Here is a 25,519-nt window from a genome sequence, read left to right on the forward strand (position 1 = left end):
CAATGCCCGAATGTTTTCAACTTGTCAGTGTACGGACGACAGCCCCGCCCCGACAGTGGATTCGAGGGCGCAATCGGGCCGACGACCGCCCGGCCCGCCCGGTAGCCTGCGGGCCGTGACCGTCTCACCTGTGGCTCCTGACGATGCCGAGGTCGCGGCAGCCGCGGCGCGTGCCGGCGCGGACGTGGTGCGCGCCATGTACGGCAGGCAACTCACCCGGATCGACAAGGGCGCGGGGGACTTCGCCACCACCGCCGACGTGGCGTCGGAAGAGGCCATCCTCCGCGTCCTCCGTGCCGCCCGGCCCGATGACGCGGTCCTCGGTGAGGAGGGCGGACACCAGGGCGCCGCCGGCGCCGCGCGTCAGTGGCTGGTGGATCCCCTGTGCGGCACGCTCAACTACGCGGTCGGCAGCATGCTGGTGGCGGTGAACGTGGCGCTGCGGGGCGGCGCCGCCGCGGTCGCGGACCCGTTCAGCGGCGAGGTCTTCCTCACCGACGGCCAGACGGCCCGGGTGCGGCGCGACGGCACCGAATCGAGGTTGGCGCCCACCGCCGCCACCCGGCTGGTGGACGTCAACCTGGATCCGCCGTTTCCGGGCGCGCCCGGATTCCGGGCCGTGGACCTGCTGTCGCACCCCGAGTTCGTCGAGCGGTTCCGGCCCCGGGTCGTGTCCACGACGCTGGCGCTCACCTGGGTCGCGGCCGGCAAGCGCGCCGCGTACGTCACCGACGGCGGCGACCTGTCCGGGAGCGTGCACTTCGCCGCGGGCATCGCCGTGTGCCGCGCCGCCGGCTGCGTGGTCACGGGGATCGACGGCGCGCCGATCGGGCGGGCGGGACGCGGACTCGTGGTGGCCGCCGACACCGGGACCCACGCGTCGCTGCTGGCGATGATCGGCGGCCGGTAGGGGCGGTCGGACAGCGGTCCTGGTGACCCGCTCGGAGACTTCCCGCAGACGGCGGCGTTCGGCGTCGGTGGCGCTGCTCAGCGGTGTGCGCATCCGGTGTTCGGCGGCCGGATCGGTCGCGGACGTCAGGGCGGGCAGTCCGCGGTGGCGGCGGTGCCGGCCGTGACGGTGCATGCCGGGAGCGCCCGGATGAGGCGGACCTGTGGGGTGTCCTTGGGGCGGCCCCGCTCCGCGCCGCCGCCCGTCGTGCGGCGTTCACTGGGCCGGGACCTCGTGAACCGTACCCCTGCCATGGGACGCGGATCACCCGTCGTCGCCCCTGCGACCGCCCTCGGCTCCGCCGCGGAGACCCCCCCGACACCCTCGAACGCCTCACGGAGCACGCCGCCGGGGCACTGGGTCACGGCGTCCTCACCGCCGTTCCGGGCGACTGGCGGCGTGCGCCGCCGGCGCATGCCTGCACCGGCAACGCCGGTCAGAGCTGCGTCGCCCCCGCCCGGGTGATCGGTGGCCGCCGGGGCCCGGGACTGCCTGGCGGGGCGGGACTTCGGCCCGCTGCTCACCGTGCAACGGGCCGAGGACCCGGATGCGGCCGTCGCCCTGGCGCACGCGGTGCCGCGGGCGCCGCCGGCGAGCGTGCGGACCCGTGACCTGTCCGCGGACCTCGACCTCGCCGGCCGGCTGATCGCGGGCGAGGTCCGGCTCGACTGCCGTCCGGTGCAGACCGCCGAACTCCCGCACTGCGGTCGCTGCGCCTCGGGCCGCGCCACCGACCTCAGCACGCCGGCCCCGCACGAGGAGCAGCGCCCCAAGACGGTCACGGACGGCTCAGCCCGTCATCGTGACCGGAGCGCCGGTGAACGCGTCGAGGAGCAGCCGCCCGCCGAGCGGGCGGTCCAGACGCACCGTCACGGGGTCGACGAGCAACTGCATCGTGCACGGACCGTCGTCGACGCCCCGGACGCCGCCGGAGAGCACCACGCTGTCACGGGTCTCCAGGACGTCGACGGTCGGACCGTCGTCGCAGGCGCCGTGCGCCGCCCCTACGGTGACGGATCGGCCGTCCTCGGCCACCGACCGGAGTCCGTACAGCGGCGACCCGCTGTCCGTTCCCTCCGACAGCGACCGGACCGGGGCCCGCGGGGGCTTCGACGGGGCGACCGCCACGCGCTTGAGCGGGGTGTCGTACCCGTCGAGGGTGAACAGCCAGGCGGGGACCCGGGCCGGACCCCGGCTGGTGTTCAGGGTCGTCGTGCCGAGGACGGCCTCCGTCACGGTCAGAGGGGCGTCGCCGGCGCCGGGACCGTCGTCGTCGCGGTCCAGGGTCTCGTAGGCCTGTCGCGCCGTCATGATCGTGGCGGGAAGCGACGCACCGCTCGTCCACCGGATGTGCCCGTGCCGGGCCGTGCTGCCCGGCAGCGCTCGGCGCAGGGTGAAGTTCCGGTGCAGGTAGGCGAGTTTGTCCTCCTCGTTGTGGAAGGCACCGTCCGGCAGCCGGACGGCGTCCTCCAACGGGTAATAGCCCTCCCGCCACGCCCGGGCCGCCTCCGTGCCCTTCCAGGCGTCGGCCACCTGCCGCATACGCGGTGCGGCCGCGTCCGCTCCGACGGTGGTCCCGCACCCGGCCGACCCCATGGTGAACAGGCAGAGCACACCCAGCAATGCGAACGATCTCATGAGGCCCCCCGGACGTGGTGCGGGGATTCCCGCGATGTTCCTGAGACGGACCTCGCCTGCGCCGGGTTCCGTTCGCGGTCCCTCAACCGCTGGTCCCGGCGGTGATCCCGAACGGGTCCTGCGGCGCCCCGTCGCCGTCGGCCGGCAGATCACCGCGCTCGACAGGCCCCGGCCCGACGCCGCCGGTCGGCAGTACCCCGGCGAGCTCGCGGTCGTCCGCCTGATGAGCGTGCTCCGCCGCCCGACGGAGAACGTCGCGGGTGACACCGGCCCGGTCCCCGCTCAGCCGGATCACCCGTCCGCCGTCCTGGAACACGTACTCATGACCGGTCCCCGACGCGCGGTACCAGCTCTCGTCGTCCTGCTCGCACGACCCCCGCTCGGTCGCGGGCCGGGTGTCGGGATCGGTGCAGGCCACGGGGTCGCCCCTGCGCTCGTCCACCCGTATCGCGATCATCCCGCCGCCGGGCGAGGAGGAGAAGGCCCCGTAGCCGTGGTCGCCGACCACACCGACGGACTGGGCCGCGAGGGTGTATCCGGGCACGTCGGTCACGTAGACCATGTCCCGTTCGATGCCCAGCGCCCGGGCCCGGGCCTCGAGTTCGGGGCGGTTCGCCGACTCCGTCCCACAGGCGGCCGACGTCACCACCACCGGCAGGAGGAGCAGCGGCAGGGCCCTTCGCAGGTGCGTCATGCGTCCATGATCCCGCCCGCGCCCACGTCACCGCACGGCTGTACCGGGGTAGCGTGCAGGACAAGGGGAGAGGGGGCCGGCGGCATGGTGCTCTGGAACGGGGTCGACTTCACCGCGGACGGGCGTGAGCCCACCACGGCCGAGGAGTTCTACCAGATCGGCCGGTACTGCTGGGACAGCGGGCAGTACCGCGCGGCCGCGGCCTTCTTCCTGGAGCCCGCGGCGAACGAGGGCCACGCGCTCGCGGGGGAGTTGCTGGGCCACGTCTGCTTCACCCAGGGGGACCGGGCCGGGGCCGTCCCCTGGCTGCGCCGCAACCCCGGCTCGCCCAGGGCGGCGTACTACCTGGGCGTCCTGCACCACCAGGGCTGCCCCGAGGCCGGCATCCCGCAGTCCTTCGACGCGGCCGCCGAGTGGTACCGGCGCGCGACCGCACTCGGCGAACCCGAGGCGATGCTGGCGCTGGGCGACATGTACCTGGAACGCCTGGTGCGACTCGACCGGGCCCCGGTGGACCACGCGCTGGAGTGCTTCCTGCCGGCCGCGCGGGCCGGCCACCCGTACGCGCAGTACCGCGTCGCCGACCTGTACCGGACCGCGTACGCCGACCTCCAGCGCGCCGCCCACTTCTACGGACTGTGTCTGGCCAACCCCGCGAGGGAGCGGCACGCGCTGAACTCGCTGATGACCCTTCAGAGCGAGGCGTTCCTCCGGGAAATCCGCTCGACCCAGGAAACGCGCCGGCTGGATCAGCGACGCGACACGGTCAACCCCGAGCGGCCGCACGACGCGTCGTACTGACGGACCGCCGCGCGCGCCTCCGCCGGGGCCCGGTGTCACCGGGCCCCGGCAGCGGGGAGCGTCAGACCAGGTCGGGACGCTGCCACTGCTCGCCCAGCACGTGGTGTGCGAGGAAGCCCAGGACGGTGGCGTACCAGAGGCGGATGTTGTTGGGCTTGGTGATCCAGTGGCCCTCGTCGGGGAAGTACAGGAACTTCGCCGGGACTTCGAACCGCGCCAGGTCGTTCCAGAGGGCCAGGCCCTCGCCGATCGGCACCCGGTAGTCCTTGTCGCCGTGGATCACCAGCATGGGGGTGGTGATGTTCGCCGCCCGCAGGTGCGGCGACTCCCGCTCGTACCGCTCGGTGTTCTTCAGCGGGTCGCCCTGACGGCGCATCCAGTAGGCCGGGAAGTCGGTGACCTGCGCGAAGCTGTACATGTTCCACAGACTCGCGTGGGTGACGATCGCCTTGAAGCGGTCGGTGTGGGTGGCGATCCAGTTGGCCATGTAACCGCCGTAGGAGCCGCCCATCATCGCGGTGCGCTCGCCGTCCAGGTCGTCGCGTCGCAGTGCGGCGTCGGTCAGCGCCAGCACGTCCTGGTACGAGGCACCGCCCCAGTGCGCCCAGCCGCGCTCGTGCATGTGCTGCCCGTAGCCGGTGGACAGCGCCGGGTCGGGCAGCAGAACCGCGTAACCGGCGGCCGCGGCCACCCAGGGGCTCCAGCGCCAGTGCCAGGCGTTCCAGCTGGTCTGCGGGCCGCCGTGCACCCACAGCAGCAGCGGCGCCGGGGTGTCGGGGCGGGCGTCCTGCGGCAGCACCAGCCAGGCGCGCAGTGCCGTCCCGTCCTCGGCGGTGGTGTGCACCTCGGTGAGGCTGCCGGGCAGTGCGGCCGGCTGCCCGGGGCTCGGCAGCGTCACCGGCTCCTGCCCGGACGCCGCGGCGTCGAGGCGTACGGGCGCGGGCGGGCTGTCCACGGCCGAGCGCAGCGCGTACAGGGTGGCCCCGTCGGGGCTCGCCACCACGTCGGAGTAGGCGCCGGACGTGGTGAGTCTGACGATGTCGCCGCTGCCGGTGGAGAGCCGGAAGACGGGTGCGTGTCCGCCCTCGTCGGCGGTGAACCAGACCACCGGCGTGCCGTCCTCGCCGGGCACCGGGGAGACCACCGGGGCGCCCGGCCACTGCTCGAAGGCGGGCAGCAGATCGCGCCCGGGGTCCTGGTCGTCGGTCGCGTCGGCCAGCCACAGCGTGACGTCGCCGGGGCTGTCCCAGGTGATCCGGCGCTCGCGGACGCAGACCAGGTGGCGGCTGTCCGGGGTGAAGGCCGCGGCGCCGAACTCGGCGTCGGGGGCCTCCAGGACCCGCAGCTGCTTGCCCGTGGCGGCGTCCACCACCACGACGGCGTCGCGGATCTCGTCGGGGAGTGTGCCCAGGGCCGCCGTGTAGGCGATCAGGGAGCCGTCGGGGGAGACCGCGATGTGCCCGGAGCCGCCGATCCGGCGGGCACCGCAGTCCACCATGACGGACGGCTCGGCGCCGGCGTCCGGGACGCCGAACACGTGGGGGACGGCGGGGCCCAGGTCGTGGTCCCAGTACCGCACCGGCACCGACTCGTGCAGGATCGCGGAGACCTTGGCCTTCCGGCGGGCCTCGCGCAGCCGCTCGTCCTGCTCGGCATCCGCCGCGCCGGGCAGCAGACCGGCCGCCAGGGCGATCCGGGCCGCCGCGGTGGCCGTCGCGTACCCGTCGATCCCGCCGGCCCTGACGAGCAGCTGCGACGCCTCGCCGCCCTCTGCCGGCAGGCTCCACAGGGCCGCCTCCTGCTTGTCGTCCGCGCCCTCACCGGGGTCGGCGGCCGGGCGGGAGGAGAGGAAGAGCAGGGTGCCGTCGGGCAGGAACCCGGGGGCGGACTCGCCGCGACCGGACCGGGTGAGCCGCCGGGCCGGTCGTTCACCGGAGGGGTCGACCTCCCACAGTGCGCCGATGAAGCGGGTGCGGTCACTGGACAGTTCCTGAACCGCCGTCACCAGACGGGTTCCGTCCGGTGACAGGGCCAGCGAGGAGACCCGGGGCAGCGCGATGAACGCCGCCAGGTCGTGGAATGGAGTGGATTCAGGCATGGGGATCATCCTCCGTCCCGCGGCGGACCCGCACCAGCCCTTTGTCAGGCGTGGAGCAAAGCTTGGCGCTCGGGGCGGGCGCGGCACGTGAGGCCCCCGCTGCTGCCGGGGGTGGGCCGGTGACCTGCCGTCCGCCTCAGCCGCCCGCGGTCACGGCCTTGAGCTCGGCCAGCGAATCCCGCATCAACTGCGGCAGCCCGCGTTCCTCGGCCGCCGCGATCCAGCGCTCGAAGCCCACCTTGAAGACGGCGATCCCCGCCTCGGCGGTCAGGCTCGCGGTCGAGCGCGCGACGCCGCGCCGGTGCAGGGCGTCGGCGAGCGCGGCCGCCATCGACGCGAGCTTGATCAGCTCGCGCTCCTGGAGCTCGGGGTTGCCCACGATGACGGCCTGCCGCAGCCGTGAGTGCTCCCGGCGGCCGTCGAACGCGGCGGAGACGGCGTCGAGGCCCGCCGCCACCGCGTCGATGGGGGCCGCGGACTCCGGAGCCCCGGCGACCGCCTCCACGAACAGCTCCTGCAAGGTGCCGGAGCCGTCGAACAGCACCTCGCGCTTGTCGGCGTAGTGCCGGAAGAAGGTCCGTTCCGTCAGGCCGGCCCGCTTGGCGATCTCCGCCACGGTGGTCTGCTCGTAGCCACGCCCGCTGTAGAGCTCCAACGCCGCTCTCGCCAGGCGTCCACGCGCGTCCGGCTCCCATCTGCCCATGCGCAGATCCTACGTGATGACAGTGCCTGACATCAGGTGCTAGCGTCGATGACAGCAACTGACATCAACAGTCTGGGGTTCTTCCCATGCGCATCTTTGTGACCGGCGCGTCCGGCTGGATCGGCTCCGCCGTCGTTCCCGAGCTCATCGAGGCGGGGCACCGGGTCGTCGGGCTCGCCCGCTCCGACGCCTCCGCCGCCGCCCTCACCGCCGCCGGGGCGGAGGTCGTCCGCGGCACCATCGACGACCTCGACGTGCTGCGCGAGACGGCGGTCGCGTCGGACGGGGTGATCCACCTCGCCTTCAAGCACGACATCGCCTTCAGCGGCGGCTTCCAGGAGGCGGGCGAGGCCGACCGCCGCGCCGTCGACACCTTCGGCGACGCGCTGGCCGGCACCGACCGCCCCTTCGTCATCGCCTCCGGCGTGGCCGGACTCGCGCCGGGGCACGTGGCGACCGAGCGGGACATGCCCACGATCGACGGCTCGCCGGTGTCGATCCGGGCGACCACGGCACAGGCCGTGCTGGCACTCGCCTCCCGCGGCGTGCGCTCATCCGTGGTGCGGCTGTCCCCGACCTGCCACGGCGACGGCGACAACGGATTCATGGCGACCCTGGTCGCCACCGCCCGGGCCAAGGGCGTCTCCGGTTACCTCGGGGACGGCGCCAACCGCTGGCCGGCCGTCCACCGCCTCGACGCCGCACGCCTGTTCCGCCTGGCGGTCGAGAAGGCCCCGGCCGGCTCGGTGCTGCACGGCATCGCGGAGGAGGGCGTCGCGATCCGTGACGTCGCCGAGGTGATCGGCCGTCACCTCGGCGTCCCGGTGCGCTCCGTGGCCCCGGAGGCCGCGGCCGAGCACTTCGCCTGGCTGGGCGCCTTCCTCGCCTTCGACGTCCCGGCCTCCAACACCCTGACCCGCGAACTGCTCGACTGGCAGCCGACCCAGCCGGGCCTCCTCGAAGACCTCGACAAGGGCCACTACTTCCACCCGCCGGTCACGACCGTCTGACCGGCCGGCCGGCGGCCGAGGACCCCGGAGGCGCCCGCTCCGGGGTCCTTTCCCCCATGCCGCTCTCAGGCGGTCGCCGGGGCCGGCTCGGCGACCTCTTCGTGCTTCGCCGCCGCGGGGCCGTCGCCATTGGCGCCCGCCTTGTTCCCGGCCGGAGCGACCGGGGTGTAGAACACCGAGCCCTGCTTCCGCGTGCGTTCGGCGAGACCCTTGGCGACCAGCGCCTCCAGCGTGTTCCGGACCACCTGGGTCTTGGCCGCACGATCGGGGTGCTGTTCGGTCAGGATGTTGACGACCTCGCTCACCATGCGGGGTTCATGGCTCGTGGACAGGATCTCCTCGAGGAGGCTGACCAGCGTCGGCCCGGACTCCGGCTTGCGGGCCCGTACCGCGCTCTTCCTGCGTTCCCGTGTGGGGGTCTGGACGGGCGCCTTCTTGCGGCCCCCGCGGGGACGGGGGACCGCGGGCTCGGTGACCGTCTCCGCCGCCGTCGCGGTGGTCGCTGTGGTCGCTGTGGCCTTGGCCGTCGTCTTCGGCGTTGTCTTCTTCGCCTTCGGCGCCACGGCGTCCACGGGTGCGGTGGGCGCGGTGGGTGTGATGGGGGCCTCGGGCGTCGCCTCCGCCGCGCCGGTCACCTCGTGCCGCCGGGTGGCCGCGGCGCTCTCCGCGGGCTCGGTGCTCTGCAACTGGGTCAGCCACTCGTGCTCACGGCCCAGTTTGGCCAAGTGGTCCTGCAGCTCACTGATCTGAGCGCGGACGCCTTCCTGTTCGCGGGCGTTGCTGTCCAGGTCGGCCGCGATGCGCGCGGCGCGCGCCGCCGCCCGGTCCTGGATCGTGGTGATGCCCGGCTCGTTGGATTCTTTGGACACGTCAGCCCGCTCTCCTTGTTCCGGTGTTGTTGCCGGATGGTACCTATTCGTTCGTCGAAATGGCGGGTGTTGTACCACAGCGACCCCGAACGTGTGCGTGTGAGGCCTGTGGTGTGCCCGCCGATGGCACACTGCGTGGGCCCACCGCATGCGGTGGTGTGCCGTGGGCGGCAGTGCTCGCTGCCGCGACGTCTGCCCGGCTCCTCCGCTGTGCAGTCCTCACGGCGATACCACTCGGTCGGGTCACCTCTCCCGCGGCCCACGCCACCGTTGGTCTGCTTTCGCAAGGTCTCACACGTCAGGGGTGGGGTCCTCCGCACCGGGGCCGTGCGTCTCCTCACCGCGCCCCGTCGCGACGAGTTGCGCGAGTCGCCGACGCGCGTACGAAGGCTCCACGAGCCACCCGTTCGCGGCCTCCCAGGCGTGGACGGCCGCCCGCGCCGGGGCCAGTCGGCGCGGCGGCAGGGCGTCCACGGGGAGGTCCGCGAGATCGAGGTCGACGTGGTCGACACGGGCCTCGTCCCAGTCCAGGAATCCCACACCGCCCCCGGTCACGCGGATGTTCGCCGCGGCCGGATCGCCGTGCACGACGGCCCGCGGGGTGCCCTCCAACTGCCGCCAGGCCTCCCGGCAGGCAGCGACGGCCCCCTCGGGCATCACGGACAGATCGATGTCGCCGCCGCGTTCGCGCCGGAGCAGATCCGTGGCGGAACAGAAGCCGGGTCGCTGGGACCAGTTCTCGGTGAGGGTGTGCAGGCGTCGCAACTCGGCAGCGACGGCAGGCCAGTCCCGGGGTGCGGGTGGTTCGCCTTCCACCCACGTCTGGACCACGAGGCCGTCGATGTGACGGCGGCCGTCCGCGGCGGGCACCACGCCAGGGACGGTGAAACCGTGAGCGCCCAGGTACTCCAGGAGGTCCAGTTCCCACTCCAGGGCGGCGGACCGCCGCCTGCTGCGCCGTGCCACCCATCTCCGGCGGCCGCGCCGCACCTCCAGGACCTCGTTGCGGTGACCGCCGGACAGCGGCCCGACGACCTGGATCCCGCCCCACGCCCGCAGCCGATCGCGCATCCGTGCATTGTCGCGCGGGCCGATCCCGGGTCCAGGCGGAGCAACCAGGAGGACAAGGGGGTTCTGCAACCGGCCTCACTCCGCTGAGGGTGCCGGTCTGCCGGTGACACCCCTGTCCCACGGAGACACCGAGATTCCGGCGCCTCTCACTGGGCTGTGCTGATCAGCGCCTGCGCCTCGCCCAGCAGTGGCCACGAATACGGCACAGCGGCAGCGACATGATCAGCCAAGGGCCAGTCGGCGTCTCCTCGGCCGAGGAACGACCGGCAGGTCTTCCGGCAACCTCGACGGTCCTCCCCGGCGTGGCGATCCGGCCCCCGGCGCGGAGGTCAGGCTCTGGTGAGGACGAAGAACAGGAAACACAGGAATGTGCCGGACTGCTTCTGTGCGAAGACCTCGGGGAAGCGTTCGCGGGCGCCGGCCGCCGGGGCAGGCTCGCTGATGACGTCGATCCGGAAGCCGGCTGCGGTGAAGGCGTCGGTGATCGCGTGCAGTGGCCTGTCCCAGAAGGTCATCAGGTGTGCGGCGCCGCCGAGTTCCCACATCTCGGAGCTGGAGCGAGTCGCGAAGTAGTCGGTTCCGGGCGGGGCCGCCATCTGGCTGACGAAGGGGTGATTGACGGACGCGATGAGCCGGCCGCCGGGCTTGAGTACCCGTCGCAGTTCGGCCAGGGCGGTCGTCCAGTCCTCCAGGTAGTGCAGGACCAGGGAAGCGACGACGTCGTCGAATTCGGCGTCGGCGAACGGCAATGGGCCGCCCAGCTCGGCACGTTCCAGTACCACGCCGTCGCCGAGCCGCTGCCGGGCCAGCGCCAGCATCCCGGCGCTGGAGTCGAAGCCGGCCACGATGGCGCCCCGCTTGCGCAGGTCCTCGGCGATGGGGCCGGCGCCGCAGCCGGCGTCGAGGATGCGGCGGCCTGCCACGTCGCCGGCCAGGTCCACGATCGCCGGGCGCGCGTAGTAGGCGTTGATGAGGCTGGTCTCGTTCTCGGCCGCGTAGGCCTCGGCGAAGCGGTCGTAGTCGTTCGCCGTCTCCCCGGGGCCCGGGGCAGCTTCGACGGGACTGATCCAGGACACCGGGCCGGGCACATGGACGCCAGCCCGTCCGGCGGTCTCGGGAGCTGCGGGTCCGCCGGTCGTTCCGGGGCGGTTCGGCATGGTCGACCTCGTTCGTTGACGGGAGTTGCGCGGATCGGCCAGAGGTCCTCCCCGGCCCGTGAAGAGCACAGTGGCACCCTGGAGGAGTGATTTGGTTTTGTCAATCACTTGCGTTCCGGTCCTCAATGGCCTGCCGGCACTTCAGTAGACTGCCGGTCGTGACCCAACGCCGGCCGGCGACCGACGCGGAGGCCAAGGCACTCGCCTCCGCCCTCCGCCTGCGCATCCTGCGTATCTGCGCGCGGGAGCCGCGCACGAACAAGGAGATCGCGGCGATCCTCGGGCGTGACCCGGCCAGCGTGCTCCACCACACCAGAACACTGGTCCGCACCGGGTTTCTGGAACCACAGGAAGTACGGCGCGGCGCGCGCGGCGCGCGGGAGATCCCCTATCTGTCGACGCGCAAGACCTGGCGCATCGAGGCCCCCGCACAGGACCGCTCGATGCTCGACGCGTTCCTGGAGGAACTCGCCCTCGTCCCCGCGGCCGAGGCCGAGGGCACCAGGATGGGGCTGCGCCTGCCCCCACCGCAGATGGAGGAGTTCCGCACCCGACTCCAGGATCTGCTGGAGGAGTTCGCCAACCGCCCCGATGACCCTGCCGCGCCTGCCTGGTCGCTGTTCATGGTGGTGCATCCCGACCCGAACCGGCCTTGACGGCGGCGCTGCCCCGCGGCGAGCGGCGCCTCGGGCGCCGACCTCCGGCAGACACGGTTCGGCGCCTTCGCCTCCGGTGATGCCCATCTGCCGACCGGCACTGGCGGGCTGCGCAAGCTGTCCGAGAGGAGCACCGAGAAGCCGCGGACTCTGCGGCTGGACGGGCGACGGATACGCGCGGCCGGCGGGGCAAGGGTTCGGGTGATCACACCGGACGGCCCGGCCGTGCCCTCAGTCGGCGGGCCGGGCCGCGGGCAGCGCGTGATCGATCAGTACGCGCGCGGCTTCCAGGGCGTCATGGCGGGGGTGGGGGTTGTCGAGGGAGGTCGACAGCGCGGTGCCGCCTTCGAGGAGCACGGCCAGATGGCGGCCCAACTGCTCCGGGTCTGCGGCACCGGCGCGGGCGGCGATGTCGACGAGCTGCCGGGTGACGCCCTGCTTGTTGTGCCGGACCAGTTGCCGTACGTCGGGCATGGTGCCCGCCGCTTCCACGGCGGCGTTGTGCAGCGGGCAACCACGTGTGCTCACGGTGCCCGAGGGTCCCTGGGCGGCGTCGGCGATCATGGTGAACAGGGCCAGCAGCTGGTCCCTGGGGGTGAGCCCCGCCCGGGTCAGATGCTGCTCGATCCGCTGCGTCAGTCCCGTCTCGTAGCTGCTCAGGTACTCCTGCACCAGCGCCGCCTTGGTGGGAAAGTGCTGGTAGAAGGTGCGCGTGGAGACCTCGGCGGTCTCCACCAGGCGCGCGACGCCGGTCGCGTGGATGCCCTCCTCGTAGAACAGCTGCGCGGCCGCCCGCAGGATGCGCTCGCGCGCCCCCCGGCCGCCGCGGCGCCGGGTGCCGGATGTGCTCTCGGTCTCCACGGCAAAAGTATAGCAGTCGCTTTACTTCGACGGCCGGGGTGTATTAGCGTCGAGGAAAGCGATCGCTTTACCCGGCTGGACCGGGGCCGGCGCCGATCGACGTGGTGTCGCGGCCGCCGGGCGACGCTTTGATCCGCCACGATCCGACTTCGAGAGGCCATCACGATGCGAGCTGTCCAGTACGACCGGTTCGGTGACTACGACGTGTTGCGCCTGGCCGACGTCCCCAGGCCCGTACCCCAGGACCAGCAGGTTCTGGTGCGGCTGGCGATGGCCGGCATCCACCCGCTGGACAACACCGTGCGCTCGGGGAAGATGCCTCCCGGTACGGTCAAGCCCTTCCCGGTCACGGCGGGCAGCGTCGGCGTGGGAACGGTCGAGGAGCCCGGTGCGCTCGGTCCGGCGGCGGGGACCCGGGTGATGATCAGCGGCGGCCGCTACGGCATCGCGGCCGACGGCACCTGGGCCGACTACGTCGTGGTCGACCCGGCCCACCTGGTGCCCGTTCCCGAGGCGATCGACGACACCGGCGCCGTGGCACTGTCCGCGGGCGCCGGTTACCTCACCGCCTGGCTCGCGCTGACCGAACTGGCCGGGTTCCGGCCGGGTGCCACCGTGCTCGCCCCGGGAAGCGGTGGCGCGGTGGGCCAGGGCGGCGTCGAGATCGCCAGGCGGCTCGGCGCGTCCCTCGCGATCACCACCGCGACCTCCACGGCCAAGGCCGAGCTCGCGCGGGCGGCGGGATACGAGGTCATCGACCTCACCGCAGAATCGCTGCGCGACGGTGTCGCGCGGCTCACCGGCGGCAAGGGTGTCGACATCGTCCTCGACGGTGTGGCCGGGCCGATCACCGGTCAGGCGCTGGGCGCGCTCGCCAGGGGCGGAACCCTGGTCAGCATCGGCTACTCGGGCGGAATGCGGGCGGAGATCAACGTCACCGACCTGATCTGGAAGGCGGCCCGGGTGTGCGGCTTCCAGTTCGGCATGTTCACCCAGGAGCAGATCAACGCGGGCAACGTGAAGCTGCTGGACATGCTCGCCCGAAAGGAGATCCATCCCCTTGTCGACCGGGTCTTCCCTCTGGAGCGGGCCGCCGAGGCCCAGCGCCACCTCATCGAGGGGGGACCCTTCGGGCGGGTACTCCTCGCCCTGTGACGCCGCGCAGTACCCGAACGAAGGAGGAAGGCCCGTGAACACCCCGAAGCCCCTGGCCTACAGCACCCTCGTCGTGGACGGCGCGCCGCGCGCCGGGGCGCAGCGCCTGCCGGACGGCGGGCCGATCGTCTCCTCGCCGATCACCACGACGCTGATCCACGGGGAGACGGACGCCGTACTCGTCGACGTTCCGTTCACCCGCGACCAGATCAAGGAGACGGGCGACTGGATCGAGGCGTCCGGCAGGCGTCTGCGCCACGTCTACATCACCCACGGCCACGGTGACCACTGGTTCGGCACCGCCGAACTGCTCAAGCGCTTCCCAGGGGTCACGGTCCACGCCACCGAGGGCACCATCGGGCTCATGCGCCGGCAGGCCGGTGAGGGCCGCGAGCAGATGTGGGACGTGCTGTGGCCGGGGCTGATCCCCGAGAGCCCCGTCCTGGCCGAGCCCGTCCCCACGGGCGGGCTCGAACTGGAGGGCCGGGCGCTGTGTCCGGTGGAGGTGGGGCACACCGACACCGACTCGACCACCGTCCTGCACGTGCCGTCCATCGGCTTGGTGGTGGCCGGGGACGTCGCCTACAACGGCGTCCACCAGTATGTCGTCGAATGCGGGGACGACGGTCTGCAAGCGTGGCTGAGGGCCCTGGACCAGGTGGAGGCACTGAACCCGACCGCCGTCGTGGCAGGTCACAAGAACAGGGACCTGCCCGACTCCCCGGCCGTCATCGGACGGACGCGGCAGTATCTGCACGATGTGGCCGAGCTGCTGGGGACGGCTTCCGGCGCGCGCGAGTTCTACGACGAGATGCTGCGCCGCCATCCGGACCGGATCAACACCGGCCCGGTCTGGTACGGAGCCGTCGCGCTGCTGGGTGAGTGATCCCGCTCGCGGCGCCGCCGCCCGCCGCGCGATGTCGGGCATCGTCATGCCGCCCTTCGAGTCCGGTGGCCCGCCCGGTTGTCAGGAGTCAAGGCGATAGGCTCTTACCGCAGGGGCGAGAAGGAGGACGAGATGAGCACACCGGTCCTGTGGCCTGCCTCCGCTCGCTACGAGGACGCGGAGAGCAGTGCCCCGGGCGGACTGGGATTCGTCCAGGACCTGCTGAACACGGCGAGCCTGGGCAAGCCCCGGCAGGCGGACCTCCTGGAGTCGCCCGAGTCGGCGCGGCAGTGGCTCGAATCGTCCTTCGACGTCCTGCGCCGCGTCGACCCCGGCGCCCCCGCGGCGCCGCACGACCTGGACCCCGAAGGCCTCCGGCGTGTGCTGTCGCTGCGGGACGACCTGCGCACCGTGCTGTCCTCCGGCCCCGCAGGCGAGCCCTCGGAGGCCGTGGCCGTCCCCTCCATCGAGACGACGGCCGCGGTCGGTCTGGGCGCGGAAGGCGCACGACTGCGTCCCCACGGGGACGGCGTCGAGGCCGTGCGCTCGTACGTCCTGATCCAGTTGGTGGCCGCCTCCTACGGCGGGACGCTGCGCCGGCTGAAGGTGTGCGCGAACCCCCGCTGCCGCGGCGCGTTCTACGACCGCTCCAAGAACTGCTCACGTGTCTGGCACAACGTGTCCACCTGCGGCAACAGCCAGAACGTACGGGCCTACCGGGCCCGCCTGAAGGAGCGCGGGCTGTCCTCGGCGCAGTGAGGCAGTGAGGCAGTGAGGCGGACTGCCCCGCGCTCACCGCGTGGGGACCCCTGTTCACCCGTACCTCTCCTCCGCGCCGAGCGGTGCCACCTCCACCCGTGTGACGGCCGGTACGCGCGGCCACCGGGGACATCATCGTGAATCGTCACCTGTTTGACAGGTGGCGTGGACGGCTGCGATCATCACGTCACTGCCTGAACGGGTGACGTTCGGGCTCCCGGTGGCGAGAGGAAGACAGATCATGGCGATCAACTACACCGCTGTTGTGAACGTGACCGGCGAGGGCCGCAACGGCGGACGCGTCCAGTCCGACGACGGCCTCCTGCGGACGACGCTGTCCCTCCCGAAGGAACTGGGTGGCGCCGGTGACGCCACCAACCCCGAGCAGCTCTTCGCCGCCGGGTGGGGCTCCTGCTTCCTCGGCGCCCTGCGCCTCGTCGCCGGGCAGCGAGGGATCAGGCTGACCAGCACCGCCATCGACACCGAGATCACGCTCGCCCAGGACGACACCGGCGCGTTCGGTCTCGCCGCCGTGCTCAACCTCGAGATCGGCGGCGTCGACCAGGCGACCGCCACCGCCCTCGCCGAGGCCGCCCACCAGACCTGCCCCTACTCGAAGGCGACCCGGGGCAACATCCCCGTCACCGTCAACGCCACCGCGGTCTGACCCGCCGCAGCGGGCAGTCAGAGCAGTCAGAGCAGCTGTCTTCCAGGAAAGGGAAAACCCCGTGTCAGTCGTGCGTTTCCACCTCGTCTCCTCGCTCAGCCCGGCGGACGCCCTGGCGGTGCTGACCGACTTCGGCCCCTCGCGCGCCGAGAACTGGCCCACGATCGACGCCGTCACCGTCCACGCGATCGGCGACACCTGGGCCGAGGTGACCGAAGGGACCACCTCCGCCTGGGAACGCGCGCGCTACGAGTGGGACGCCGCGAGAGGGAGGGTCACCGTCACCACGCATGAGTCGAAGGTCTTCGGGCCCGGTGGCGGATGGGTCTTCCAGTTGACCCCCGAGGCCGCCGGCACGCGGATCGACGTCGAGCTCACCCGGGAACCGCGCACGCTCAAGGGCAAGTTGCTCGCCGGGCTGCTGCCCGTCGCCGCCCCGTCCCTGCGCAAGTCCTACCGGCGGCCGCTGAAGGCCGCGTAGTCAGTCGTGCGGGACGACCACGACCTGGTGGTCGTCCTCGTAGATGATGCGCCCGGGGCGGGACGACTCGAGCCGCTCGCACGCCACGTGATGCCGCGCGAGCAGTTCCAGGTAGCCGGCCGTGCGATCGAGCAGTTCGCCTGCGGTGTGTTTGAACCAGGCCGCCGCCCCCGGGTTGACCGCCCGGTCGTACACCGTCGGGTCCACGGTGCTCGGATTCGTGTAGTGGGCCTCGTACCAGGCGTTGTTCTCCCGCCAGAACCGGTCGTCCTCCGCGCTGAGGACGCCGCTGCGCCCCAGCCCGTTCACCAGGGCGAAGAGTCCCGGGTGCCGGCCGTGCCGGTTCGGCACCGTCGCCTGGAATCTCACGTAAACGGTGTCCTGCGTCATGGCTCCGCCTCCCCGGCTCCGTCCGTCAGCGGGGCAGGCTGGCATGTGCCGGGCCGGTGCGCAAGGCGGGGAGCGTATGTTTGCCATTCGTCGAACGTCACATGCGGGGTACGATGAAGCGGTGAGAAGGAAGCATGAGCACCCCGACCTCGCCGACGTCCAACTCACCGATGTGACGGCTGCGTTGAGCGATCCGATCCGTGTCGGGCTCATGCGCGTCCTCGCGGACGGCGTCGAACGGGGGTGGAGCGCGCTCCAGGTCCCCGTCGGCAAGTCCACCCAGAGCCACCACCTCGCGGTGCTGCGTGCCGCGGGCCTGATCCGCACCCGCGAGGAGGGCACCCGCTGCTACGTCGTGACACGGTCGGCGGAGGTGGAGCGGCGCTTCCCCGCACTGCTGAGGTCCGTACTCGCCGCGGCGGGCCGCGACGACGTCGGCGCGGACGTCTGGATCAAGGAAACGGCGCCCCGGGCCGGCTGAGCGCACCCGAGGACGACGCCCGCCACCGGACCCGTGCGGTCCGGTGGCGGGCGCCGCTCTTTCGCCGGCCCTACGGCCGGTTGAGCCGGATGGAGTTGACGGGAGTGAGGTCCTCCGCGGCCCAGCCCCCGGCCGGGATGGTGTCGCCGGTGCAGTTGCCGCCGTTGGAGCCGAAGCAGATCGTCGCACTGGCACCGCCGGTCTGGTTGTTGATCACCCAGTGCCAGCCGAACTGGTTGACCAGGTTGTGCGCCCCGTACGAGTAGTAGGCGCTGGTCAGGGTGCTGCTGCTGGCCGGCTGGTCCTGCGCGTAGACGCAGACCGCTCCGGACGGGCAGCCGTACAGGTCGCCGGCCGCGTGGGCCGCGCCGGCCCCCGTCAGCACGGTGGCGGCGACCGTCGCGGTGACGGCGGACGTACCGAGTAACGCGCGCAGGCTCTTCCTCATGACGTTCTCCTTCGTCTCGGGATGACCGATGGGATGTACGGACGTGCGGGTGACGGATCAGGCGCAGGCCGGGACACCGTTGAGCCACGCCGGGCCCTGGATGTAGATGTTGGTGACCCATGCCCGGTAGTCCGGCAGGTAGGACCAGGCGTCATTGGTCCAGCCCTCCGCCGTCACCGTCTCGGCGTGCTTCTGGCAGCTGATCCGGACGGTGGTCGGTCCGGGGAAGGCGTAGACGCGGGGGCTGGTGGTGGAGGCGGCGCTGTGGGTCCAGACGGCCGTGCCCCAGGTCCGGAAGGTGGGTTCGGTCACCGGCCCGCCGTTGACGCGGACCGCCCCGAGGTAGTCGCCGGCCCATCGCACATCGCTGACCATGATGTGCGTTCCGGACTCGCGCGCCTCGACCATCTTTCCCGCGCCCAGGTAGATGGCCACGTGATGGACGGTGCTCGGGGTGCCCCAGGTCAGCAGGTCACCCGGCAGGAGCGGCGCCGCGCCCTGCGCCGGTGTGAAGCGCTGTGCGGCGTGCGCCGTGTAGTACTGGGTCGCGGCGGTGCCGTTGAGCATGTCCTGGCCGGTGGCCTGGGCATAGGCGTACCGCACGAGCCCGGAGCAGTCGAAGCCGAGTCGGTTCGGATCGTCGTCGCTGTCGGGGTCGGTCGGGTCGATCTGTCCGTAGGTGGCGCCCGGCGTGCTGCCGTGGCCACCGCCCCATGTGTACCAGACGCCGATCTGCCCGCAGGCCGCCTGCACCGCCGCGACGGCCGTCGCGGAGGCGCCGGGCGCCAGGACGTCGCAGCCTCCGGCCGCGGCCACCGTGCGGACGGGTGCCGCCTGTCCCGCCGACACCATCGGCCAGCACAGCAGGGCCAGTGCCCCGACCGCTGCCGCCACCGCTCTGATCCAACCCCGCATGGTTTCCAGCCCCTGCCCCCGGCATGCGCCGCCGAGGCGCACGCGCTCCTGTTCGAGAGTCGATCCGGCCTTGCCTGAACCGGTCGGGTGACCCGTCCTTCCGGCCCTCCGAGCCTGGGTGCCGCCACCGGGGACTGTCGAGGCGTCAGGCGTTGCCCGGAACGGCGGGCAACGGGAAACGACTCCGGGAAACTCCCGTGACCTGCCGACGCTTCGTCACCGCCGACAGGGCGGCCGGCGTGGGCAAGGGACGGGCGTGTCCATGGCGGTTCAGAGAGCGCCCGGGGATGGCGATGATCCAGCCGGTCCGGGCCGTGGAGCCCGACGGTTCCCGGAGCGCCGGAGCGCCGGAGCGCCGGAGCGCCGGTGCGGCAACCGGCGCGACCGGGCGGTCCCGGCGGCGCGTGCCCGACGCGCGCGGACGTGCCCCCCGTGCCACGATGAGCGGGAAGGACGCCTTGCGTGCCGTACCACTCACTCACCGGACGTGCGATGAACTCCATGCGGGTGGCCCAGGTCTCCGAACCGGGCGGACCATTCGAAATCCTCGAGCGCGACCTCCCGGAGCCCGGCCCCGGCCACGTCCGGATCGCCGTCGAGGCATCGGGCATCTGCCATTCCGACGTCGGCTTCGTCAACAACGCCTACCCCGGCGTCTCCTTCCCGCTCGTCGCGGGCCACGAGGTGGCCGGGCGCATCGACGCCCTCGGTGAGGGCGTGCGGTACTGGGCGGTCGGCGACCGTGTGGAGGTCGGCTGGTTCGGCGGACACTGCGGACACTGCCTGCCGTGCCGCGAGGGCGACTTCATCGACTGCCGGAACCTCCAGGTGCCCGGCTGGGCGTACGACGGCGGCTACGCTACCCACATGGTGGCACCGGTCAACGCGCTGGCCCGGATCCCCGACGGCCTGACGGCCGTCGACGCCGCGCCGCTCGGCTGCGCGGGCGTCACGACGTACAACGCCTTCAGGAAGAGCATCGCACGGCCCGGCGACGTGGTCGCCGTGATCGGCGTCGGCGGGCTCGGTCATCTGGCGGTCCAGTACGCGGCGAAGTCGGGATTCGAGACGGTGGCCGTCGCGCGTGGTGAGGACAAGCGGGACCTGGCCGTGAAACTCGGCGCCCACCACTACATCGACAGCTCCTCCACCGACACGGCCGAGGCCCTGCAGGCGCTCGGCGGTGCGACCGTCGTTCTCGCCACGGCCTCCAACTCGCAGGCCATGGCGGCGGGGGTCGACGGGCTCCGGCCCGGCGGGGAGCTGATCGTCATCGGCATCGCACCCGAGCCGATGCCGATCACCCCGGCCCAGCTGATCATGATGTCCCGTACGGTCGTCGGGCACCCTTCCGGCACCTCGCGCGACGTCGAGCACGCCATGAACTTCAGCGCGCTCGCCGGGATCCGCCCGATGACCGAGACGGTGCCGCTGGAGGGCATCAACGAGGCGTACGCCCGCATGACGTCCGGCGCCGCGCGCTTCCGCATGGTCGTCGAGCCCTGAGCCAACGCCCGGGTACGGGCCCCGGCGTCGCCTCAGCGGTAGGGCCGGTCCGGGGCGCCGTCGACCCGCCGGACGCCCCGGGCGTCGTCCATCCAGCTCGGCCGGCTCCGCAGGAACGACAGGTCCTCGCCGGACGGGTCGGTGCTGTCCCGGAGTCGTTCGCCCTCCGCGGTGGTGAGCGGGCTGTACCAGGTCGTCAGGTCGTCGTTCCCACCGGACCAGTCGGGGTACTCGTGGAAACGGTGGAACCAGAACACCAGGCAGGCGCCGCAGCGCAGCAGGGACTCCTGGTCGTGGGCCGATCCGTACAGCGTCCGCACCCAGTCGAGTTCGGGCGCGGCGCAGCAGTCGAGGTAGCTCGGGGTCGCCATGGAGCCGATCCTCGCACCCGTCCCGCCGCGCGCTCGTCGGCGGAGCCGACGTGCGGGCCGGAGCCCTCGCGACGGGTGGGGTACAAGGCAACTCCGCAGTATTTCCGGGGCGGTTGAACGCTCCGGGGGTCGCGTGCGTATTGGGCGGTGGCTTGCTGTGTCAGGCCGTCACCCATCGGGCGCAGGAGGATTCCTTGGGACGCAACACGCGCAGACGTGCTACCGGTACTCGGAGCGGCACATTCGTGGCCGTCGCCCTGATGCTGGGAGGCGGGGTGCTGGTCACGGCGAATGTCTTCGCCTCCGCGACCGAGGGTGACGCGACCGGCGATCCGGGCATGCAGATGGCCTCACCGGCCGCGCAGGCCATGACGGTCGACTGCCCGGACGTGGGCAACGCTCTGACCTCCGTACCGGAGGGCGCCAGGGAGAACGTCGACAAGGAACTCGCGGCTCTGGACGGACAGATCGCCGAGGCCTACCAGCGGCTGAAGGAGTCGTCGGCGGCGCAGCAGCAGGATGCCGCGTTCGCCGACAACGCCATCCTGGGCCCGCTGAAGGACAAGCGCGCCGCGACGATCGCACGGATCCTGGACGCCATCGACCAGGAGGGGGACCGCCCGCAGGGCGTCGACGGCCTCGCGGCGTGCAGTCTGCGTGCACCGGAGACCCAGAGCCCGCCGGCCGCCGAGCAGCCGACGGCGCCGGCCGGCGGCCAGAGCAGCCAGGGGGCTCCGGGCGATCAGGGCGGTGGCGCCCAGGGCGGCCAGGGCGGCAACGGCCCGGTCGCGGCGGACTACGCCGACATCATGAGCGTGCCGTCCGACGCACCGCGCTCACCGCGGCCGACGGACGCCTCACCGGGCACCTTCACCTCCGACTGCGGTGTGAACGCGGGCGGCCTGTTCAACTCCGACAACATCATCGTGGCGCCCGGAGTGACCAACGGCGCGCACCACTTCCACGACTACGTCGGCAACCAGGCCAACAACGGCCTGGCCACCATCGACGACCTGGCGAAGGCCGAGACCAGCTGCCAGGACCAGGGCGACAGGTCGTCGTACTACTGGCCCGTGCTGCGACTGCAGAACGGCACCGTGGAGCGCGACGCCGAGGCCCCGGGCGGCGGAACCGAGGGCAACGCCGGCCAGATCGTCACGCCCAAGCAGGTCACGCTGACGTTCGTCGGCAACCCGCTCACCAAGGTCACCCCCATGCCGCGCCTGCTGCGCATCATCACCGGTGATGCCAAGGCGTTCGTCAACGGCCCGGCCAACGCCAACGCGTCGTGGAGCTGCACGGGTCACGAGGACCGGCAGCTGAAGGACAAGTACCCGCTGTGCCCCGACGGCAGTGACGTGGTGCGCACCTTCCGGTTCCAGAGCTGCTGGGACGGGCGGAACGTCGACAGCGCCAACCACCGTACGCACGTGGCCTTCGCCGACCCGGCGGGCAACTGCCCCCAGGGATTCGTGGCCATCCCGCAGTTGGTCCAGCGCATCGTCTACGACGTGGACGCGCCGAGCCTGTCGGACGGCGGGCGCAGTGTCCCGTTGTTCGCGGTCGACTCCTTCCCGGAGAACCTGCACAAGCCGATCACCGACCACGGCGACTTCATCAACATCTTCGACGAGAAGCTGATGCGGGAGGCGGCCGACTGCATCAACGAGGGCCGTACCTGCGGTGCCGGTGAGCAGCCGTCGCAGGAGCCCTCGGACGAGCCGCCGGCCTCGGAGCAGCCTCCGGCGTCGGACGAGCCCCCGGCCTCGCAGGAGCCGACGGACCAGCCCCCGGCGTCGGACGAGCCGACGTCCGGAGCCGGAGACGCGACCGGCGGGAACGGGAACGGGAACGGGAACGGCGGGAACGGTGGCCAGGATGCCGGTGACAACGGGAACGACGGGTACGGCACGGACTCCTCGGCGGGCGCACCCCAGGACGGGCAGCCCGGTGACGACGCACCCGCCGTGCCCGGTACGGTGACGCCCAAGGCGGACCCGGCACCGCCGGCGACCCAGGACGCCACGGACAACCCGGCGGCCGTGGTCCCCGAGGAGCACCACCACGACCACCAGTCCGCCGCGGCCACGGCCGGGGAGACGCCCGCCGCCGTGCCGGCCCCCAGCCCCGCCGGGCAGGCCGGTCAGCAGGAGATCGGCGGCGGGCTGGCGGACACCGGGGCCGACCTCTGGCCGGCGGCGCTCGGAGCGGTACTCGCCATCGCGGGATTCGTCCTGCTCCGCAGCGTCAAGCGCGGTTCCCGGTAACCCTCGCCCGCGGAGCCGAACACAGGGTCCCCCGGCGGACCGGCACATCGCCGGTTCGTCAGGGGGGCCGCCGCGTGATCCCGCACGTCACAGGGGCACGTCGGACCGCGTGGCGCCCCTCCGCCAGACGAGGACTTCGGTGCTCGGCAGCCGCTCGCTGAACCGGCCCGAGGCGGACGTTTCCCGCAGCAGCCGGCGCAGGTCGTCCTCGAAGCCGCCCCGGCGCGGGCCGAAGAGGTGCGGCGCGGAGAACGACATGGAGAACGCCCACGCGATCACGTCGTCGCAGGTGCGTTCCAGCGCCTGCCCGCCGGGAACGAGATGGCGTCGCGGTCCTGAGAATCCCGCGCGGGAGAGAATCGCGGCCTCGCCACCCGGTGTTCCCCGGGGCAGCGTTCCCCGGCCGGCGCGCCGGACCGGACCGAGGTACTGCCGGACCAGTTCCTCGATCGCGGCGTACGGCACGGCCGGGTGCGGGAGGCCGTCGACCGGCCGGGACTCCGCCTTCGCGTCGGAGACGTGCACCAGCGCGCCGCCCGGCCGGAGCATGTCCCGGACGGTGGCCGCGACCAGGTCCCGGTCCATCCAGTGGAAGGACTGGCCGAAGGTCGCGACGGTGAACGTGCCCAATCCCGAAGGCAGTTCCTCGGCCCGGGCGCATACCCACCGCGTCCTGTCACTCATGCCGACGCCGACGGCATCCCGCTCGGCCTCGGCGATCATCCCGCGGTCCGGGTCGACGCCGACGGTCTCGGCGAACAGATGCGCCAGGCTCAGCGCGAGGGTGCCCGGCCCGCACCCCACGTCGATGAGGCGCCCGCGCCCGTCGAGCGCGAGTTCCCCGGCGAGCGTGTCCACCAGCCCGGGAGCGTAGGGAAGCCGCCCGCGGCGGTAGTAGGGAGCCGTGCCCGAGAAGAGCGTGTCGTCCCACTCCCAGTCGGTCGCCGCCACGTCCGTCCACCGCCCTCACCGGGAACCGGAACCCTCGGACTGCCGATGATTCCACTGGTTCGCCCGATTCCGCTCGCTCCAGGACCGGGGGCGGGGCCGGCGCTCGCAGCGTATGCAGCGTGCGCCGCCGGCGGTCAGCGGTACATCCGGGCTCCGCCGTTCTTGCCCTGCGCGCCGAGTTCCAGCACTCCGCCGTCGTCCGGCATCACGTACACGGTGCCCGTGTGGAGCGCGTCGGAGCCGACCACCCCGGACGGCAGAGCCGCGACGGGCGTGAGGGTGCCGGTACGCGGCTCCACCTGGACCAGTTGCGGCGATCCGGCGGAGGACACCGCGTACACCGAGTCGTCCCCCGCCACCGTTGTGGCGAGCGCGGCCGAGCGCAGGGTCCAGAGCTTGGTGCCGGTGGTGACGTCGAAGGCGTCGACCTCCAGGTGGTCCGCGCCCAGTGCCGGGGTGATCAGGACGTCCCCGACGAGCCGGGCGGAGTGGTCGGCGTCCGTGTCGTTCCCGGAGAGCGTCTGGGAGTTGCCCACGGCCAGCTTGCGACTTCCGCCCGCGGCGGTGAAGACCCGGGTGCTGTCCTCGTCCGGCGTGTGCAGGGACGCGATGAGGGGGGAGCCGGAGAAGGCCTGGAGCACGTCGGTGTGGGTGCGCTGCGGAAGGGCCCAGAGCAGTCTTCCGGTCCTGCCGTCGTAGGCGCGCAGGGTGAACTTGTCCGTGCGGTCGGCGCAGTAGTCGTCCACCAGCACGACGCCGGCGCTGCCCGAGGCCCGGACGTTGCAGTAGTGCCCCCGGGCCCGGTAGCCCCAGACGGGGCGACCGTTACGGACGTCGAGGCCGCCGAGGAAGTTCCCGCTCACGATCGTGGCGACCTCGCCCTGGAGGTACGTCCGGGCGGCTGTCGCCGTGCGGTGCCCGCGGTCGACCAGGGGGCTGGTCCACCGGACCCGGCCGGTGGCCGCGTCGATACCGGCCAGCGCGGTGCAGGAGTTGCCGTCCGTGCCGAGCGCGACCGTCCCGATCCCGTCCGCGGAGAGCGTCGGTGACATCGCGCAGGGCACGGTGCCCGCCGACCGGGGGAGGGCGGCCTTCCACGCCTCGCTGCCGTCGGACAGGTGGTAGGCCCTGATGCCGCCGCGGGTGCTCGCCCGGATCAGCAGTTCACGGGTGACCCAACTCCCGATCAGGGCGTCGTCGGCGGCCGGCGCGGGCACCCGCCAGGCCTGGGTGAACTGCCGGGACGCGACCGGCGCGGCGTCCTTCCGGTCCAGGGCGACGGCGGTGGCGCCGCCGGCCACGAGGACGGCGAGCGTCAGGGCGACGCCGGCCACGCGCCTGCCCCTGCGGGGACCGCGCGTGGGCCGAGTGCGTACCGGCACGGGCAGCGGCGCGGCCTGCGGGGCGGGGGCCGGGGCAGGGACGGCCGGCGCGGCCGCCGACCGGGCAGCGACGGCACCGGGGGAGGGTTCCGCCCACTCAGGGGGCAGGTTCCACTCCTGCGCCCACTGCTCCGCCCGCGCGCCGGACCCGGGCGCGGGCTCCTGGCCATATGCATCCGACGGCAGGTGGCGGGAGTTGCGGGACTGCGGTTCGCCGGGCCAGGCCGGCCACGCCTCCCACGGCTCGGGCTTCGGCTCCGGCTGCGGCCCGCCCTGCCCGGACGACCAGGAACCCTGGTCCGGGTACTCCCGCGGAACACCCCGTCCCGGCGGCCCTTCCGTCGTCATCCCTG

The 25,519-nt window shown here is 72.7% G+C and carries 26 protein-coding genes and 1 pseudogene; 13 read left to right on the forward strand and 14 right to left on the reverse strand.

What is annotated here, in order from left to right; genetic code table 11:
* The first annotated feature begins 115 nt into the window (after positions 1 to 115).
* On the forward strand, positions 116 to 910 hold the full coding sequence (locus ACIP98_RS19110; protein ID WP_319659294.1) for an inositol monophosphatase family protein: 795 nt from the start codon (positions 116 to 118) through the stop codon (positions 908 to 910).
* A 507-nt stretch (positions 911 to 1,417) separates the two neighbouring features.
* Positions 1,418 to 1,681, forward strand: a pseudogene (locus ACIP98_RS19115) (aldehyde dehydrogenase family protein); the annotation flags it as partial.
* A gap of 57 nt (positions 1,682 to 1,738) precedes the next feature.
* Here ACIP98_RS19115 and ACIP98_RS19120 read toward each other — a convergent pair.
* Together ACIP98_RS19120 and ACIP98_RS19125 are read right to left on the reverse strand one after the other, a co-directional pair.
* Positions 1,739 to 2,587, reverse strand: coding sequence for a hypothetical protein (locus ACIP98_RS19120; protein ID WP_401976962.1), 849 nt, complete (start codon positions 2,585 to 2,587; stop codon positions 1,739 to 1,741).
* A gap of 82 nt (positions 2,588 to 2,669) precedes the next feature.
* Entirely contained in the window at positions 2,670 to 3,281 is a 612-nt protein-coding gene (locus tag ACIP98_RS19125) for a hypothetical protein (RefSeq protein WP_401976964.1), read from the reverse strand.
* Positions 3,282 to 3,365: 84 nt separating this feature from the next.
* On the opposite strand from ACIP98_RS19125, the gene ACIP98_RS19130 reads away from it, so the two are divergent.
* Complete coding sequence (locus ACIP98_RS19130; protein ID WP_319659291.1) at positions 3,366 to 4,082, forward strand: tetratricopeptide repeat protein; 717 nt, start codon at positions 3,366 to 3,368, stop codon at positions 4,080 to 4,082.
* 61 nt (positions 4,083 to 4,143) lie between these two features.
* Here ACIP98_RS19130 and ACIP98_RS19135 read toward each other — a convergent pair whose 3' ends face one another.
* Positions 4,144 to 6,180, reverse strand: coding sequence for a S9 family peptidase (locus ACIP98_RS19135; RefSeq protein WP_401976966.1), 2,037 nt, complete (start codon positions 6,178 to 6,180; stop codon positions 4,144 to 4,146).
* 136 nt (positions 6,181 to 6,316) lie between these two features.
* Entirely contained in the window at positions 6,317 to 6,883 is a 567-nt protein-coding gene (locus tag ACIP98_RS19140; protein ID WP_401976967.1) for a TetR/AcrR family transcriptional regulator, read from the reverse strand.
* A gap of 86 nt (positions 6,884 to 6,969) precedes the next feature.
* Here ACIP98_RS19140 and ACIP98_RS19145 point away from each other — a divergent pair, with 86 nt between their 5' ends.
* A complete protein-coding gene (locus tag ACIP98_RS19145; protein ID WP_401976968.1) occupies positions 6,970 to 7,893 on the forward strand; it encodes an SDR family oxidoreductase in 924 nt (307 codons plus the stop codon).
* A 65-nt stretch (positions 7,894 to 7,958) separates the two neighbouring features.
* On the opposite strand, the gene ACIP98_RS19150 is transcribed toward ACIP98_RS19145, so the two are convergent.
* The 3 genes from ACIP98_RS19150 to ACIP98_RS19160 form a co-directional block, all read right to left on the reverse strand.
* Complete coding sequence (locus ACIP98_RS19150; protein WP_401976969.1) at positions 7,959 to 8,762, reverse strand: hypothetical protein; 804 nt, start codon at positions 8,760 to 8,762, stop codon at positions 7,959 to 7,961.
* Positions 8,763 to 9,053: 291 nt separating this feature from the next.
* Positions 9,054 to 9,833, reverse strand: a complete 780-nt coding sequence (locus ACIP98_RS19155) for a phosphotransferase (protein ID WP_319659286.1) — start codon at positions 9,831 to 9,833, stop codon at positions 9,054 to 9,056.
* 329 nt (positions 9,834 to 10,162) lie between these two features.
* Entirely contained in the window at positions 10,163 to 10,990 is an 828-nt protein-coding gene (locus ACIP98_RS19160; RefSeq protein WP_401976970.1) for a methyltransferase domain-containing protein, read from the reverse strand.
* A gap of 158 nt (positions 10,991 to 11,148) precedes the next feature.
* Between ACIP98_RS19160 and ACIP98_RS19165 the strand changes: the two genes are divergently transcribed.
* The gene (locus tag ACIP98_RS19165; protein WP_319659284.1) at positions 11,149 to 11,646 is read left to right on the forward strand and encodes a winged helix-turn-helix domain-containing protein; all 498 of its coding nucleotides are present in this window, start codon (positions 11,149 to 11,151) and stop codon (positions 11,644 to 11,646) included.
* A 231-nt stretch (positions 11,647 to 11,877) separates the two neighbouring features.
* Here the strand turns inward: ACIP98_RS19165 and ACIP98_RS19170 are convergent, their stop codons facing one another.
* A complete protein-coding gene (locus tag ACIP98_RS19170; protein ID WP_319659283.1) occupies positions 11,878 to 12,507 on the reverse strand; it encodes a TetR/AcrR family transcriptional regulator in 630 nt (209 codons plus the stop codon).
* A 165-nt stretch (positions 12,508 to 12,672) separates the two neighbouring features.
* Between ACIP98_RS19170 and ACIP98_RS19175 the strand changes: the two genes are divergently transcribed.
* The 5 genes from ACIP98_RS19175 (at position 12,673) to ACIP98_RS19195 (ending at position 16,455) form a co-directional block, all read left to right on the forward strand.
* Positions 12,673 to 13,662, forward strand: a complete 990-nt coding sequence (locus ACIP98_RS19175; protein ID WP_401976972.1) for a zinc-binding alcohol dehydrogenase family protein — start codon at positions 12,673 to 12,675, stop codon at positions 13,660 to 13,662.
* A gap of 34 nt (positions 13,663 to 13,696) precedes the next feature.
* On the forward strand, positions 13,697 to 14,548 hold the full coding sequence (locus ACIP98_RS19180; protein WP_401976974.1) for an MBL fold metallo-hydrolase: 852 nt from the start codon (positions 13,697 to 13,699) through the stop codon (positions 14,546 to 14,548).
* A gap of 132 nt (positions 14,549 to 14,680) precedes the next feature.
* Positions 14,681 to 15,307, forward strand: a complete 627-nt coding sequence (locus ACIP98_RS19185; RefSeq protein WP_319659280.1) for a CGNR zinc finger domain-containing protein — start codon at positions 14,681 to 14,683, stop codon at positions 15,305 to 15,307.
* 241 nt (positions 15,308 to 15,548) lie between these two features.
* On the forward strand, positions 15,549 to 15,974 hold the full coding sequence (locus tag ACIP98_RS19190; protein ID WP_319659279.1) for an Ohr family peroxiredoxin: 426 nt from the start codon (positions 15,549 to 15,551) through the stop codon (positions 15,972 to 15,974).
* A 61-nt stretch (positions 15,975 to 16,035) separates the two neighbouring features.
* The gene (locus ACIP98_RS19195; protein ID WP_401976975.1) at positions 16,036 to 16,455 is read left to right on the forward strand and encodes a hypothetical protein; all 420 of its coding nucleotides are present in this window, start codon (positions 16,036 to 16,038) and stop codon (positions 16,453 to 16,455) included.
* On the opposite strand, the gene ACIP98_RS19200 is transcribed toward ACIP98_RS19195, so the two are convergent.
* The gene (locus ACIP98_RS19200; protein ID WP_319659277.1) at positions 16,456 to 16,845 is read right to left on the reverse strand and encodes a hypothetical protein; all 390 of its coding nucleotides are present in this window, start codon (positions 16,843 to 16,845) and stop codon (positions 16,456 to 16,458) included.
* 121 nt (positions 16,846 to 16,966) lie between these two features.
* Here ACIP98_RS19200 and ACIP98_RS19205 point away from each other — a divergent pair, with 121 nt between their 5' ends.
* A complete protein-coding gene (locus tag ACIP98_RS19205) occupies positions 16,967 to 17,326 on the forward strand; it encodes a helix-turn-helix domain-containing protein (protein WP_319659275.1) in 360 nt (119 codons plus the stop codon).
* A 70-nt stretch (positions 17,327 to 17,396) separates the two neighbouring features.
* On the opposite strand, the gene ACIP98_RS19210 is transcribed toward ACIP98_RS19205, so the two are convergent.
* Together ACIP98_RS19210 and ACIP98_RS19215 are read right to left on the reverse strand one after the other, a co-directional pair.
* Positions 17,397 to 17,774 (reverse strand): hypothetical protein, encoded by a 378-nt coding sequence (locus tag ACIP98_RS19210; RefSeq protein ID WP_319659274.1) that lies wholly within the window; start codon positions 17,772 to 17,774, stop codon positions 17,397 to 17,399.
* A 57-nt stretch (positions 17,775 to 17,831) separates the two neighbouring features.
* The gene (locus ACIP98_RS19215) at positions 17,832 to 18,668 is read right to left on the reverse strand and encodes a C40 family peptidase (protein WP_401976977.1); all 837 of its coding nucleotides are present in this window, start codon (positions 18,666 to 18,668) and stop codon (positions 17,832 to 17,834) included.
* A 513-nt stretch (positions 18,669 to 19,181) separates the two neighbouring features.
* Between ACIP98_RS19215 and ACIP98_RS19220 the strand changes: the two genes are divergently transcribed.
* Positions 19,182 to 20,195 carry an alcohol dehydrogenase gene (locus ACIP98_RS19220; RefSeq protein WP_319659652.1) on the forward strand — a complete coding sequence of 338 codons (1,014 nt, stop codon included), beginning with the start codon at positions 19,182 to 19,184 and terminating at the stop codon, positions 20,193 to 20,195.
* A 32-nt stretch (positions 20,196 to 20,227) separates the two neighbouring features.
* Here the strand turns inward: ACIP98_RS19220 and ACIP98_RS19225 are convergent, their stop codons facing one another.
* On the reverse strand, positions 20,228 to 20,566 hold the full coding sequence (locus ACIP98_RS19225) for a hypothetical protein (RefSeq protein ID WP_319659272.1): 339 nt from the start codon (positions 20,564 to 20,566) through the stop codon (positions 20,228 to 20,230).
* A gap of 260 nt (positions 20,567 to 20,826) precedes the next feature.
* On the opposite strand from ACIP98_RS19225, the gene ACIP98_RS19230 reads away from it, so the two are divergent.
* A complete protein-coding gene (locus tag ACIP98_RS19230; protein WP_401977005.1) occupies positions 20,827 to 22,833 on the forward strand; it encodes a DUF1996 domain-containing protein in 2,007 nt (668 codons plus the stop codon).
* An 87-nt stretch (positions 22,834 to 22,920) separates the two neighbouring features.
* Here ACIP98_RS19230 and ACIP98_RS19235 read toward each other — a convergent pair whose 3' ends face one another.
* Positions 22,921 to 23,784 carry a class I SAM-dependent methyltransferase gene (locus ACIP98_RS19235; RefSeq protein WP_401976979.1) on the reverse strand — a complete coding sequence of 288 codons (864 nt, stop codon included), beginning with the start codon at positions 23,782 to 23,784 and terminating at the stop codon, positions 22,921 to 22,923.
* Between the two features lie 134 nt (positions 23,785 to 23,918).
* Positions 23,919 to 25,514, reverse strand: a complete 1,596-nt coding sequence (locus tag ACIP98_RS19240; protein WP_401976980.1) for a PQQ-binding-like beta-propeller repeat protein — start codon at positions 25,512 to 25,514, stop codon at positions 23,919 to 23,921.
* Between the last annotated feature and the right edge of the window lie 5 nt (positions 25,515 to 25,519).

It is taken from the genome of Streptomyces sp. NPDC088354, from assembly GCF_044753585.1.
Classification (GTDB): Bacteria; Actinomycetota; Actinomycetes; order Streptomycetales; family Streptomycetaceae; genus Actinacidiphila.

Bases quoted from the DNA above. Each gene is read 5' to 3' on its own strand.
- ACIP98_RS19120 (WP_401976962.1), bottom strand. From the start codon at position 2,587: ATGAGATCGTTCGCATTGCTGGGTGTGCTCTGCCTGTTCACCATGGGG.
- ACIP98_RS19125 (WP_401976964.1), bottom strand. From the start codon at position 3,281: ATGACGCACCTGCGAAGGGCCCTGCCGCTGCTCCTCCTGCCGGTGGTG.
- ACIP98_RS19130 (WP_319659291.1), top strand. From the start codon at position 3,366: ATGGTGCTCTGGAACGGGGTCGACTTCACCGCGGACGGGCGTGAGCCC.
- ACIP98_RS19135 (WP_401976966.1), bottom strand. From the start codon at position 6,180: ATGCCTGAATCCACTCCATTCCACGACCTGGCGGCGTTCATCGCGCTG.
- ACIP98_RS19140 (WP_401976967.1), bottom strand. From the start codon at position 6,883: ATGGGCAGATGGGAGCCGGACGCGCGTGGACGCCTGGCGAGAGCGGCG.
- ACIP98_RS19145 (WP_401976968.1), top strand. From the start codon at position 6,970: ATGCGCATCTTTGTGACCGGCGCGTCCGGCTGGATCGGCTCCGCCGTC.
- ACIP98_RS19155 (WP_319659286.1), bottom strand. From the start codon at position 9,833: ATGCGCGATCGGCTGCGGGCGTGGGGCGGGATCCAGGTCGTCGGGCCG.
- ACIP98_RS19160 (WP_401976970.1), bottom strand. From the start codon at position 10,990: ATGCCGAACCGCCCCGGAACGACCGGCGGACCCGCAGCTCCCGAGACC.
- ACIP98_RS19175 (WP_401976972.1), top strand. From the start codon at position 12,673: ATGCGAGCTGTCCAGTACGACCGGTTCGGTGACTACGACGTGTTGCGC.
- ACIP98_RS19185 (WP_319659280.1), top strand. From the start codon at position 14,681: ATGAGCACACCGGTCCTGTGGCCTGCCTCCGCTCGCTACGAGGACGCG.
- ACIP98_RS19190 (WP_319659279.1), top strand. From the start codon at position 15,549: ATGGCGATCAACTACACCGCTGTTGTGAACGTGACCGGCGAGGGCCGC.
- ACIP98_RS19200 (WP_319659277.1), bottom strand. From the start codon at position 16,845: ATGACGCAGGACACCGTTTACGTGAGATTCCAGGCGACGGTGCCGAAC.
- ACIP98_RS19210 (WP_319659274.1), bottom strand. From the start codon at position 17,774: ATGAGGAAGAGCCTGCGCGCGTTACTCGGTACGTCCGCCGTCACCGCG.
- ACIP98_RS19220 (WP_319659652.1), top strand. From the start codon at position 19,182: ATGAACTCCATGCGGGTGGCCCAGGTCTCCGAACCGGGCGGACCATTC.
- ACIP98_RS19225 (WP_319659272.1), bottom strand. From the start codon at position 20,566: ATGGCGACCCCGAGCTACCTCGACTGCTGCGCCGCGCCCGAACTCGAC.
- ACIP98_RS19230 (WP_401977005.1), top strand. From the start codon at position 20,827: ATGCTGGGAGGCGGGGTGCTGGTCACGGCGAATGTCTTCGCCTCCGCG.
- ACIP98_RS19240 (WP_401976980.1), bottom strand. From the start codon at position 25,514: ATGACGACGGAAGGGCCGCCGGGACGGGGTGTTCCGCGGGAGTACCCG.